Raw genomic sequence first — 13,108 nt, 5'->3', positions numbered from 1 at the left:
AATCAAATAATCACTATAAAGATCAAGCATATCCATTTAATTCCCTCCCTAAAATTAAGGGCGGAATTCTAATGCTTTTTAGTCAAACTACAAGTTTATGTGCGTAACATGAGTAATTAAATAAAGTGAACTTAGTAGAATATTTATGATAAATTAATCGTTTAAATAAATGATTTTACAAGGGATGTAATTGGTGTTTGCGCCGCGCTTAATTATTGGGTTGATCCTCTTTGCTGCTATGCAAACCGCTTGTATGGTAGGGCCTAATTTTAAATCCCCTCCTTCACCTAGAGTCCATAAATATACGGAAACTCCCTTAGCAAAGAAAACAGCAGCTGTCCCAGCTTCTGGTGGGGCGGCTCAAACTTTTCGCCAAGATAAAGATATACCTTTATTATGGTGGGAGCTTTTTCACTCCAAACAAATCAACCAATTAATAAAAATGGGTTTAATCAATAGTCCGAATTTAGCAGCAGCTTCGGCGGCATTAAAAAAAGCTCAACAAAATTGGAAAGCACAAATAGGCAGTTCCTTACTTCCTGCTGTAGATGGGGCCTTTGGTATTGAACGCCAACAATATTCCACTGTTCAGATAGGACAAAATAGTAGCAGTACGTTTAATCTATTTAATCCTTTGATTAATGTATCCTATACCTTTGATTTTTTTGGCCAAGCACGTCGACAAATTGAATCGCTAAAGGCACAAGTTGATTATCAACAATTTCAATTAATTGCGGCTCAACTAACCTTGACTTCAAATATTGTTACGAGCTCGATTACTGTTGCTTCCTACCGCGCTCAAATTCAAGCAACTAAAAAACTTATAAAAGTAGAGCAAGATATTTTAGACATTTTGCATAAGCAATATAAAATAGGCGGAGTGTCAAAAGAAAATATCTTAACGCAAATTTCCACCCTTGAACAAACAAAAGCCTTATTACCCCCATTAGAACTGAGTTTATCTCAAACAAAGCATACCTTATCGGCCTTAGTTGGGGGCTTTCCTGAGCAAGCTTTACCGGAAATAGAATTAGAATCGCTCCATTTACCCACGGATTTACCTTTAACGATGCCTTCTCGATTAGTGCGTCAAAGGCCGGATATTCGGGCTGCAGAGGCCTTGTTACATAGTGCTTGTGCCGAAATTGGTGTAGCCACCGCACAGCTATTTCCCCAGGTCACCCTAACCGGAAATGAGGGATGGCTTAGTAATACCTGGCAAAATTTATTTACCTCAACCAATAATGTTTGGTCTTTAGGGCTACAAGTCGCACAACCCATATTTAAAGGTAATTCACTTAGAGCCCAACGTCGCGCGGCTATAGCAAATTTTCAAGAGTTTGCTGCTCAGTATAAGCAAACAGTATTAGAAGCTTTTCAAAATGTCGCTGACGTATTAAAAGCAATCGAGCAAGATGCCTTGCTCTACAAAATAGAGGTTAAAGCAGATAATGCAGCGAGAGCATCGTTAGAGCTCGCTATACAACAATATCGATTGGGAGGTGTAGATTACCTTAGTTTGCTGAATGCCCAGCAACAATATTTAACGGTCCACCTGAAGCGAATTAATGTACAAGCAACGCGTTATCAGGATAGTGCTGCTTTATTTCAAGCGCTTGGAGGTGGTTGGTGGCAAAAACCTGCGTGTATACAGCCATGTTCTTAGTATATTTTATAGAGGTGAGATAAAGCTTTGAAAAAGAAAATGATTAAAATGTTAATCTTTTTAGGTATATTATTTGGAGCTATTTTTGCTTGGAAGCTGATTGCTTTTCAAATAAATAAACGCTATCTAGCTTTAGCCAAAAATCGAGTGATTACTGTTTCGACCATGAAGGTCAGTGAATCCTTATGGCAGCCCACTTTAAAATCGGTTGGCAGTCTAAGAGCACAGCTGGGGGTGGATGTAACTACAGAATTAGCAGGAATGGTTCAAACTATTTATTTTAAACCTGGGGCTGTAGTTAAAAAAGGCGAGATTTTAGTTCAATTAAACGCAGATACTGAAATAGGGCTGCTACATGCCTTACAAGCACAAGTTGAGCTCGCTAAAATAACCTACCAAAGAGATAAGGCTCAATATGCTATTCATGCCGTAAGTAAACAAACTTTAGACACCGACAAGTGGAACCTTAAAAATTTAGAGGGGCAAGTAGAGGAACAAGCGGCTACTGTAGCCAAAAAAACTTTAGTGGCTCCTTTTGCAGGACAGTTGGGCATAAACCAAATTAATCCAGGTCAATATTTAAATACAGGCAATCCTGTGACCACTCTACAACAGCTAGATCCTCTCTATGTGGATTTTTATCTCCCCCAGCAAGATATTGCTTTTTTAAAAAATGGTCAGAAAATTAAAATGACTACCGATGCTTATCCCCATAAACAATTTGAGGCAGTGGTCTCAACTATACAGCCGGTGGTAGATGCTAATACCCGTAATATTCAGGTGGAGGCAACGGTACAAAATCCTGAGCTCCTATTAAAACCAGGAATGTTTACTCGGGTTGAAGTGGAGGAGGAAGTAGAACATCAATACCTTACTCTGCCTCAATCTGCAATTAGCTTTAACCCCTATGGCAATATAGTGTATGTAGTTAAAGAATCAACCAATAAGGATGATAAAAATCAGCCTGAGCTTATTGCAAAACAAGTTTTCGTTACCTTAGGTGATACTCGTGGGGAGCAGGTTGCAGTTTTAAAAGGTATAGAACCTGGAGAAACTATTGTCACTAGTGGTCAATTAAAACTCCGCAATGGTAGTAGTATTAAAGTGAATAATAAAATTCAGCCAGGCGATAAGGCTAATCCAAAAATACAGGAAAAATAGCCCTATAAGGATAAGAGGTTATGAGTTTTACAGATATTTTTATTAAACGTCCCGTTTTAGCTATGGTCATTAGTATTATGATTTTAGCGATGGGTTTGCGCTCTATGAATGCTCTGCCGGTTATGCAATATCCCTTCACAGAAAATGCGATTATCACGGTTACAACGACCTATACCGGTGCTAACCCCGATGTGGTGGCAGGGTTTATTACTACTCCTTTGGAAAATTCTATAGCACAAGCGAATGGCATTGACTACATGACTTCTGCGAGTACACCAGGTACTAGTACAATAACGATTAATTTATTACTTAATTATGACCCTTTAAAAGCCCTCTCAGAAGTAACTGCCAAAGTTAACGCTGTTTTAAACCAATTGCCTGCCAATTCCCAACAACCTGTCATTACGGTCTCTGTGGGGGAATCAATAAGTTCGATGTATTTAAGTTTTTATAGCGATGAGTTATCTATCAATGAAATTGCTGATTATCTTTTAAGGGTGGTGCAACCTAAATTACAGGCCATTGATGGTGTGCAAGAGGCGGAAATTATAGGGAATCAAAATTTTGCATTGCGGACTTGGCTTGACCCTGTAAAACTCGCCGGATATGGAATTTCTCCTGCGCAAGTGGGTAGTGCATTAGGTAATAATAATTTTATTTCAGCTGCGGGTCGCACAGATGGAAAAATGTTTATCCAAAATTTAACCACTAGTACTGATTTAACTAAGGTTGATCAATTTCAACAGATGGTTATTAAAGCTGAAAATGGTGCTATTGTTCGTTTAAAGGATTTGTCAAAGACAAATCTGGGGGAACAAAATTATAACTCCTCAGTCCGTTATAATGATCATAACTCAGGATATATCGGAATCATTGTTTCACCCTCAGCGAATTTATTAACCGTATTAAAAAAAATTAAAAAAGAATTTAGTATTATCCAATCAGAACTCCCCGCCAGTTTAAAGGCAGCCATTAGTTATGATGCGAGTTTATTTATTGATGCGTCTATTTATGAGGTTCTTATCGCTTTATTGGAAGCCTTTATTATTGTTGCCTTAGTAATTTTTATTTTCTTAGGCTCTATACGCTCCGTCATAATTCCTATTATAGCCATTCCTTTATCCATTATTGGTACCTTCTGGATTATGTTGATGTTGGGCTATTCAATAAACTTACTGACCCTGCTAGCACTGGTTCTGGGGATTGGGTTAGTGGTTGATGATGCCATTATTATGGTTGAAAACATCCAACGTCATATCAACGAGGGAAAAACAAAAGTTGAAGCCGCTTTAATAGGCGCTCGCGAACTGGCTATACCCATTATTGCTATTGCTTTGGTTTTATTTGCTGTGTATGCACCTATTGGATTTATGGGCGGGCTAACCGGGGCATTATTTTCGGAGTTTGCTTTCACCTTAGTAGCAGCAGTAGTCATTTCAACCGTTGTTGCTTTAACTTTATCACCGATGATGTGTTCCAAATTCCTTAAAAAGGAGCAGAATGAAAGAAAAAACAAGTTGATGAGTTATGTGGATAGATTTTTTTTAAGTTTAGAAAAAAAATATAAAAAAGCTTTAGTTAACACGTTACGGGCTATTCCGGTGGTAGTGGTTTTTGCGCTTATTATTTTCATCAGTAACTATTTTTTATTCGTTACATCTGAATCAGAATTAGCACCACAAGAGGACCAAGGGATAATCATGGCCAGTGTTACCGCTGCAGCTAATGCTTCCTTGCAACAAACACAACTCTACTCTGATGAAGTAAATCGAATTTATACCTCTTTTCCCGAAATGCTGAGTATTTTTCAACTTGATGGTCTGTCGGGGCTGAACACCTCTTTGGTGGGGATAGTATTAACTCCCTGGAACGAGCGCACTCGTACCAGTAATCAATTACAACCGATAATGCAAAAGAAATTTAATACTATAGCAGGTGCCAAAGTGGCTGCTTATCAAAAAGCCTCTTTACCTGGCGGCAGTAGCGGTCTTCCTATTCAATTTGTTATTAACACTACAAAGAATTTTAATGAATTGAATCAAGCGATTCAGCCCATTTTGGAGCAGGCTGAATCTTCTGGGTTGTTTTCCTATATAGACCCTGATTTAAAAATAGATCAGCTACAAACTCAAATTGTCTTAGATAGAGATAAAGTTGCCCAACTTGGGTTAACGATGCGAGATATAGGTGATGTTTTAGGTTCAGCTTTAAGTGAGGGTTATATTAATTATTTTAATTACGACGGTCGCTCATACCAAGTTATTCCTCAAGTTCAAAGGGATACTCGCACTAATACAGAGCAAATATTAAATTATTATATAAACAGCTCGACTGGGACTTCAGTTCCATTGAGCACCGTTGCAAGATTAGAACCCCAAGTTGTTCCTGAATCAATCAATCATTTCCAACAGTTGAACTCTGCAACCATATCGGCTATCGCAGCTCCAGGTGTCTCAATGGCAAAAGCATTAGAGACTTTAGCGCAAATTGCTAAAGATAATTTAGCTCAAGAATATTATGTTGATTATGCTGCTCAATCCAGGCAGTTTATGCAAGAGGGTACTAGCCTTATTGGAACTTTCTTTTTCGCACTCATTTTGATTTTTTTGGCTTTAGCCGCATTGTTTGAAAGTTTTAGAGATCCCTTTATTGTCTTAATTAGTGTCCCTTTATCAGTTTGCGGAGCGATGATTTTTGTAAGTTTAGGGATTGGAGAGGCAAGTTTAAATATTTACAGTGAAGTGGGTTTGGTTACCTTAATTGGTTTAATTAGTAAACATGGGATTTTAATCGTACAATTTGCGAATGATTTACAAGCTGCTGGGCAAAAGAAGTTAGATGCAATAAGGACGGCGGCGGCAATTCGTTTAAGGCCAATTTTAATGACCACCGCGGCTATGGTATTAGGGGTTATTCCTTTAATTTTAGCCACTGGAGCCGGGGCTGCAAGCCGTTACAACATTGGTTTAGTGATCGCAACCGGAATTTCAATCGGCACTTTATTTACACTGTTTGTTTTACCCTCAATGTACTTACTTCTGGCACAAGATCATCGAAAGAATCGACAGCAGGAGGTAGCAAGTTCAATTAAGTACACTGCATCTTAGTCTGAGCTTAGTAGGTATTTAGCAAAGGTAGGCCCAGATCAATATCTGTTCTGGGTTGCTTCGACTCAAGGCAAATGAGGGCGGGTCTTATACGAGCCCTCATCGAGCCGAATAACTTAGATAAGTTAAATTATTTTAGCCAAGCAGAAAGAATTTCTACAATTTTTTGGGCTTGATCATTGCTGGAAATATTAAATTTAGATTTCTGCCAGTATTGATTGTTGCGTTTTTGATAGCGTCTAATCGAATACTTGACAGCACCGTATTCATTTTTTGCATTATCCCAATCTTGATACTTGAACATAATGGTTGTCCACGCACCTTTAGTTAATACTTGCTTATCTAATTCTTTGGTGGTTTCTACGCCATTTTCACTAAAGGCGATAGTAATATCATCAATTGTTTCACTCATCTATGTAGTACCCTCTATTAATTATTGATGGATTGTAGTTTGCCATCAACAAAAGTCAAGGTTATAGAAGGTTGATATTGGCTAGGTTTATAAGTCCAGATGACTGGTTTTTGTGCGGATTGGATAGGTACATTGGTATAGGTGCTATTGGTAATACTGGGATTGCCACAAGCGCTGTATACTTTGCCCACGGGATCACCTACTTGAATATTGGCCCCTCTGCAAATGGAGAACGCATTACTATCTGAGCCATTAACTTTAATTGCTTGCACTTTATTATTGAGTACATCAACCTGCAATTGTGCACCATTATTTCCAGTAGACACATTCCAAACGCCATAAAACGCGCTGCTAGTACCCTGATTATTATAGAAAAGTTGTTGTACCGGTATTTTTTGATAGATAGGTTCCTTCGACTCTTGCTGGCTTAAAGGCTGACCGCAAGCTGCCATTACTTGAGCCGGTGTCATGCCTAGATTGATATACCCATGATTTTCGGGACAGTAATAGGATTGATCCGCAATGACAGTAAATGGTGCTGTTAATGTAAATAAGCCTAAAATGAATTTAGTGTTCATAATTTTTTCCCATCAATTCCTTTAGGTACAATTATAGTTCTTTTTATAATTTTTTTTATTTATAACAAGCGAACAGGTAAGGATGCATGAATAAATAAGGTAATTACTTTTAATATAATCATCATGATAAAGGGAGAAAAATCGAAACCTGAGATATTAGGAACAATTTTTCGACCCACCACCAGCAGGGGGTTAGTGAGCGCCTTTAAAAAATCATTCATTGGGTGATTCCAGAAAGGATTCACATAACTCATGATAACCCGCGCAAGGATAGCAAAGAATAATAAGTTACAAGGCTGGATAATAAAATCGGCCACCGCATAAAGCAGGATATATACAAAGGGAAAGAGAGTTTGGAAAGTGATAAGACATAAAAGTATAACTTTCAACACTTCGATAAAAAAAATTAAAATTAAAACCGGCCAATCATAACGTTGCTTTGCCAGATCTTGATAACGCAAAAGAGAGTAAAGAGGGCCAATTACTGGATTAGTAAACGTATAAATGAGGCGACTAAAGGGATTAAGGCTACTAATTCGCAAATAGCGTAACGCTATGCGCATCCACAAAGTAAAGAGTATTACATCAAAAAATAATGATAGTAAAAAATACCCTACAGCGATTAAACCAGACATTTTTTCTCCTAAATTAAATATGTGCGCCGCTCATAAGGCTAAGCTTGGGGCGCCTCCCTAAAAAGGAGCCTTTGTGCTTTAGAGGGATACAAAAATGAGCCCTATAGAGTTTCAATTAATATAATGCAATTTTCTAAGTCTGTCATAAGGCTTGAAAAGAGTTAAAATCCTTAGCCTAAAGCGATGAGGCTAATCCAACTTGCCAAGTTCTTCTGCTCTAATTTGTGCTGCCTGCATTGCTTTATGGATTAGGCCTTCTAATTGTGGCTCTAATACACCCAGGGCTGCTGCAGTGGTTCCTCCTGGTGATGTTACCTGGGTTCTTAATTGAGATAAACTTAAATTAGTGTTTTCTGCTAATTTTAATGCCCCCCGACAGGTTTGTAGCGCAAATTTTTGAGCAATAGCCGACTCTAAACCTAAAGCAATAGCCGCATTAGTAAGGGCTTCTACAAAAAGAAATACATAAGCAGGACCACTACCAGAAAGCGCTGTAAAGACATCCATTTCTTCTTCTGCTTTGGCCCAATGAGTAAGGCCTACGCTGGAAAAAATAGCTTCAGCCCATTGTTTATGATCTCGACTTACATAGGTATTGGCGAACATCGGAGTGGCGCCTAAGCCAATGGAAGCAGGAGTGTTGGGCATGGTGCGAATAAGGGCGTAGGGCTTAGTAAATCGATTCGCAAACCACTCTATGCTCAAGCCGGCGGCAACAGATATGACTAGGCTAGAGGGTGAGAGGTGAGCGTTAATCTCATTTATCACTTTATCCATTTGGCTGGGCTTTACTGCTAAGATGATAATTTCTACCTGCTGTACCAGCTCTTTATTATCATGATAAGTCTGAATACCTTCTGCATTAATTCCCTTGGTTAATGATGGGGCTGCGGCAAATAGTTGATGCGTAGGCTCCTTAATTAAACCACGGGCTATTGCCTTAGCCATAGAACCAAAACCAATAAAACCAATCTTCATCATCGTTCTCCAAAAAGGGCTCTGCCAATGCGTACTATAGTCGCTCCAGCGTTGATTGCTGGGATAAGGTCATCACTCATCCCCATGGATAAGCTATCCATGTTGAGATTTAGGTCCTTATTGATGCATTCTTTTAATTGTTTAAGCTGGCTAAAAATGTGGAATTGTTGTTCTGGATGATTTTGTGGTGGGGGTATGGTCATGAGGCCCCGTAATTTAAGTTGTGGTAATTGGCTGATAGATTTCGCTAAATCATGAGCCTCCTCTATGGGTATTCCCGATTTACTAGGTTCATCCACTACATTGATTTGCAGGCAGACGTTTAATGGAGGTAACTCAGGGGGGCGATGTTTGCTAAGTAGTTCAGCAATAGAAAGTCGGTTAATACTATGGACCCAGGAAAAAAGGCGGGCAATCCCTTTGGTTTTATTACTTTGTAGGGGGCCTATAAAATGCCAACTAAGGGGCAAAGACTTTAAAGCCTGTATTTTTTTTTCAGCTTCTTGATAATAATTTTCCCCAAAATGACACAAGCCTGAATGGTAGGCCTCATTGATTGCGTCAATATTTTGCTGCTTACTCACCGCCAATAACAGGATAGACTCAGGCTCACGGCCGCAAGATTGGGCCGTTTCTTTAATCAATTGTTGAATCAGCTGAATGCGTTGTGCAATAGCCATGTTAGGAACCAGAATATAGAAAATTAAGATAATAAATAATAACATAAGAGCTAATGAGTCTTGTTATTTGCTGAGTATAAATTTCTAGGCTACGCTTCTATAAAAGACAAATAATTATCCATTATGGGTAAAATAATAGGATAAATTGACGAAATGAGGTCATAACAATGGATATCGCCGAGCTCTTGGCCTTTTCTGTAAAAAATAATTCTTCAGATTTACACCTCTCTGCAGGCATGCCTCCATTAATTCGGGTGGATGGCGATCTTCGCAAGATTAACTTACCGGAGTTAGACCATCAGGCTGTGATTAAAATTATTTATGACATCATGAATGATAAGCAGCGTAAAGAATTTGAAGAATTTTTTGAAACTGACTTTTCTTTTGAAATCCCTAATTTGGCTCGTTTTAGGGTTAATGCGTTTAATCAGGCGCGCGGTGCTGCAGCGGTATTTCGTACCATTCCTTCTAAAATTTTAAGTATGGATGATCTCTCCTTACCCGATATTTTCAAAGACATGGCCAGTTATTCTCGGGGGTTAGTGTTAGTCACAGGGCCTACGGGTTCAGGAAAAAGTACTACCTTAGCTGCAATGATTGATTATATAAACTCAAGTCGCTATGAACATATTTTAACGGTTGAAGATCCCATTGAGTTTGTCCACCAAAGTAAGAAATGCCTGGTGAACCAAAGGGAAGTACACCGTGATACGATGAGTTTTAACGCAGCGCTACGCTCCGCTCTTCGCGAAGACCCTGATATTATCTTAGTAGGGGAGTTGCGCGATCTAGAAACCATTCGTTTAGCGATGACGGCTGCAGAAACAGGACACTTAGTTTTTGGTACCCTTCATACCAACTCGGCCACCAAAACTATTAATAGAATTATTGACGTATTTCCTGCTGAGGAAAAATCGATGATACGTTCAATGCTCTCGGAATCCTTACAAGCAGTTATCGCCCAAAGTTTATTAAAAAAACAAAAAGGTGGGCGGGTGGCTGCTCTTGAAATTATGATTTGTAACGGGGCTATTCGGAATTTGATTCGTGAAGATAAAGTCGCGCAAATGTATTCCTCAATTCAAACCGGCCAAGCTAAAGGGATGCAAACCTTAGATCAACACTTAACTGAACTAGTTAATAACAATATTATTGCGCGTCATGTGGCTCATGAAGCGGCAATTAATAAAGCACTTTTTTAATCCATTTAACTCTAAAAAGTATATTTTAGAATAAATATTATATTAATTTGTATTTATTGGTATAATATGAATTTAATTGTTTAAAATATGGTGTTACATGAGTTCTTTAGTTGTCCCGGCTTTACTGCAAGCTAATGAAATCTTAAATGGTTTACACGCCCGGCGCTTGGTAAATAATGCAGATAAAGAACGATTACGGATTCATCAAAACTATTCCCAACTGCTTAATAAGTTGGATTTTTTTCATAAGGCTGAGTTGCTTACTCGAGAGAATAGCAGTGCAATTATTACTCAATTATTAACTTTCAAGGATACAGACAATCACTTAGAATTTATTCTGCACATGTTAAGGCTGGCTCACTCTTTAAAAGAACTCGATTTATTAAAACTCATTTGCGGTCTTGCTAAACCCTCCGGTAATGCACTTAGTTTTTTGGCGGCCTTTTGTGTCGAAAGCACGTGCTTACCTAATAACGAACTGGGTGAGCTTAAGAAAAAACTGTTTGGAGCATTAGTGCTTTTGAAGAAGCTTGGTTACTTAAACGAAACAGATGCTTATGCCTTGCTTGAGACTATTATTGCCGCGAAATCGATGAGGGAATTATCTCAACTCCTTGAAACGGAGTTTAAAGCTAAATTAATCTCGTCTAATGATAAAGCTTATGCATTATGGAGTACCAGGAATATCAAACAAACCCTTGAGGTCTTAACTGAGTATCCCAACGTGGAGGAACTCTTATACAACTTAATGGGAGCTTCTGATGCAAAACGTATAGTCAAAATGCTAACGCTACATAAAGACAGGTTATTCAGTGGGCAGTACCTAGACGTAAATAGTTTTTTTCTTTTCAATTTTACTCAAGTTGAGCGGCTTTGTAGGTGTTTACTCAAAATACATGAGGCTAATCTTCTCCCTAAAATAGGCGTTGATAATTTTATTAGCCTGTGTTGTTCGGATAATCCTAAACTCACGATGGATGCCTTACTTAAACTGGATAAAAATAAGCTATTAGATGGGGAAGAGGGGCAAGCTAATTTAAATTTCTTACTCGCCTATCCGGCCTTTATCGCAAGTTTAACTGAGGCTTTAATTATCCTACAAAAATCAGAAATGCTTACCGGCCCGCAAGGAACATTCTGTCGCGAGTTCATTGTCAGTAATCAACGCAGCTCAGCAGGCATTATGGCTCAACAAATGGCTAACGGTCTTAAACTCTTATATTTAAATAGCCTGCAGGATGATATTGGGCGTCTAAAAAATACTTTCGCCCCTTACAATTTAGCTTATGAGTTTGTGGAATTAAAAAAAGCAAATTAATGGATTTTAAGGTTTATCTGGAGAAATTTAGCGACCCCAAACACTTTGCTGCAGTTGTAAAAAATATTCATCGCCTAAAGCTGGAGATTGATAAAGAATCTGAGCTTTTGAACCATTTAATAGAAATTGATGAACTTATGGTGCTTAAGATAATTTCTGGTTTTATTGTGCAGAGTAAATTAGATAATAAACCAGCTAAGTTAAAAGAGCTCTTTAATCTTTATTTAGTACTCTTGCGACAAAGCAGGGATGGCCAGGATTATGCAAGTTGTTTTTGGTTGACTTTAAATCTATTAAAGAAAGACCTATCCCCCTATTTGGATAAGAAAAACCAAGAAAAATATTACACTAAACTGTTGGAATTCTCTCATCAGCCTTCAATTTATTTAAAAATGAGGCGATTGCTCGTTATTTTTGAGGGCTCCCTACACAAAAAAGAGTTTTTTGAACTGGTATTCGATGATGTTGCTTTGGCTGATTTTATAAACTATTTTTCTCAGGTTCGATTATTAGACAAGAATAATGAAGCAGAGTATTTAAATTTTTTCAAACAATATCGTTCTTCTTTGGTAGCAGTGAAAAATCAGCTGAGTAGGCTTCCTCCTGGTTTATTGAATCAGAATTTCTTTTCTGAATTAAAGAGAGTTTGTTATTTAAATCAAAATAATCCGCTTCCTGCCATGCAGCAATTTATAAGAATCCAGGGGAATTTGTTTAGGCCATCACTAAATGATAAGCAAAGCACACATAAGGCTAGTGTGCATGCATCGGCCTCGCACTCTGCTCAACGCTTAAAAGAACTCTACCATAACCAACTTGTGGGTTGCTCGGCACAAAAAGAGATTTTAGCTCTGCTTGAGCAGGATAATAGTCTTAAATCAGAAGCGATAAGAGAATTTTTTAAGCAATGCCAGCATTTTACTAGTCGTGACTCTACTAGTGACATCTCCTTATCTGAACTCCTGGCCTACTGTTGGATTGCAATACATGATGATAGCCAACGCCAAAGCAGCTTAGAGGAGGCGCGAACAGTTATTCTCGAGGGGCTTTATGAGATGCAACGCGGTTATAATTTAAACGAGCAGGGTGAGGATAATGGGCAAGAGTCTAGCCCTATTTGTTTTAGTGGCTGTTTTAATAAATTTATTGAAAAATTAGTTGGCGTCCATCCGGTGGCCAATATTATTTATCTGGATCATCAAACCACTACACTTAAGTTTAAAGCCTTAGTGCTAGCTAGTTTGGATAACTATCTCATGTTACGCACATAAACTTGTAGTTTGACTAAAAAGCATTAGAATTCCGCCCTTAATTTTAGGGAGGGAATTAAATGGATATGCTTGATCTTTATAGTGATTATTTGATTTTCCA

11 protein-coding genes are annotated in these 13,108 nt (G+C 38.3%); 6 read left to right on the top strand and 5 right to left on the bottom strand.

The window, feature by feature from the left end; genetic code table 11:
* The first annotated feature begins 193 nt into the window (after positions 1 to 193).
* Genes ELY15_RS09615 through ELY15_RS09605 form a run of 3 tightly spaced genes read left to right on the top strand, consistent with a single transcriptional unit; the run spans position 194 to position 5,934 of the window.
* Positions 194 to 1,666, top strand: coding sequence for an efflux transporter outer membrane subunit (locus ELY15_RS09615; RefSeq protein WP_233586607.1), 1,473 nt, complete (start codon positions 194 to 196; stop codon positions 1,664 to 1,666).
* A 48-nt stretch (positions 1,667 to 1,714) separates the two neighbouring features.
* Positions 1,715 to 2,827 carry an efflux RND transporter periplasmic adaptor subunit gene (locus ELY15_RS09610; protein WP_233586605.1) on the top strand — a complete coding sequence of 371 codons (1,113 nt, stop codon included), beginning with the start codon at positions 1,715 to 1,717 and terminating at the stop codon, positions 2,825 to 2,827.
* 20 nt (positions 2,828 to 2,847) lie between these two features.
* Positions 2,848 to 5,934 (top strand): efflux RND transporter permease subunit, encoded by a 3,087-nt coding sequence (locus ELY15_RS09605; protein WP_127099453.1) that lies wholly within the window; start codon positions 2,848 to 2,850, stop codon positions 5,932 to 5,934.
* 130 nt (positions 5,935 to 6,064) lie between these two features.
* On the opposite strand, the gene ELY15_RS09600 is transcribed toward ELY15_RS09605, so the two are convergent.
* The 5 genes from ELY15_RS09600 to ELY15_RS09580 all read right to left on the bottom strand — a co-directional run bounded on the left by ELY15_RS09600 (position 6,065) and on the right by ELY15_RS09580 (position 9,217).
* Positions 6,065 to 6,346 (bottom strand): hypothetical protein, encoded by a 282-nt coding sequence (locus ELY15_RS09600; RefSeq protein ID WP_127099452.1) that lies wholly within the window; start codon positions 6,344 to 6,346, stop codon positions 6,065 to 6,067.
* A gap of 17 nt (positions 6,347 to 6,363) precedes the next feature.
* Positions 6,364 to 6,924, bottom strand: a complete 561-nt coding sequence (locus tag ELY15_RS09595; protein WP_127099451.1) for a DUF2845 domain-containing protein — start codon at positions 6,922 to 6,924, stop codon at positions 6,364 to 6,366.
* Between the two features lie 59 nt (positions 6,925 to 6,983).
* On the bottom strand, positions 6,984 to 7,559 hold the full coding sequence (locus ELY15_RS09590; protein WP_127099450.1) for a YggT family protein: 576 nt from the start codon (positions 7,557 to 7,559) through the stop codon (positions 6,984 to 6,986).
* Positions 7,560 to 7,748: 189 nt separating this feature from the next.
* Positions 7,749 to 8,540 (bottom strand): pyrroline-5-carboxylate reductase, encoded by a 792-nt coding sequence (gene proC, locus ELY15_RS09585; protein WP_233586603.1) that lies wholly within the window; start codon positions 8,538 to 8,540, stop codon positions 7,749 to 7,751.
* Positions 8,537 to 9,217 (bottom strand): YggS family pyridoxal phosphate-dependent enzyme, encoded by a 681-nt coding sequence (locus tag ELY15_RS09580; RefSeq protein ID WP_127099455.1) that lies wholly within the window; start codon positions 9,215 to 9,217, stop codon positions 8,537 to 8,539. The genes proC and ELY15_RS09580 overlap by 4 nt, the downstream gene beginning before the upstream one ends.
* Positions 9,218 to 9,384: 167 nt before the next feature.
* Between ELY15_RS09580 and ELY15_RS09575 the strand changes: the two genes are divergently transcribed.
* The 3 genes from ELY15_RS09575 to ELY15_RS09565 all read left to right on the top strand — a co-directional run bounded on the left by ELY15_RS09575 (position 9,385) and on the right by ELY15_RS09565 (position 13,008).
* Complete coding sequence (locus ELY15_RS09575; RefSeq protein WP_127099449.1) at positions 9,385 to 10,419, top strand: type IV pilus twitching motility protein PilT; 1,035 nt, start codon at positions 9,385 to 9,387, stop codon at positions 10,417 to 10,419.
* A 97-nt stretch (positions 10,420 to 10,516) separates the two neighbouring features.
* Complete coding sequence (locus ELY15_RS09570) at positions 10,517 to 11,737, top strand: hypothetical protein (RefSeq protein ID WP_127099448.1); 1,221 nt, start codon at positions 10,517 to 10,519, stop codon at positions 11,735 to 11,737.
* Entirely contained in the window at positions 11,737 to 13,008 is a 1,272-nt protein-coding gene (locus ELY15_RS09565) for a hypothetical protein (protein ID WP_127099447.1), read from the top strand. Before ELY15_RS09570 ends, ELY15_RS09565 begins: the two co-directional genes overlap by 1 nt.
* The last annotated feature ends 100 nt before the right edge of the window (positions 13,009 to 13,108 follow it).

This window comes from Legionella sp. km772, from assembly GCF_003989735.1.
GTDB lineage: Bacteria > Pseudomonadota > Gammaproteobacteria > Legionellales > Legionellaceae > Legionella.
The sequence above is the reverse complement of the archived record's forward strand: the minus strand, read 5'-3'. Positions and strand labels throughout refer to the sequence as shown.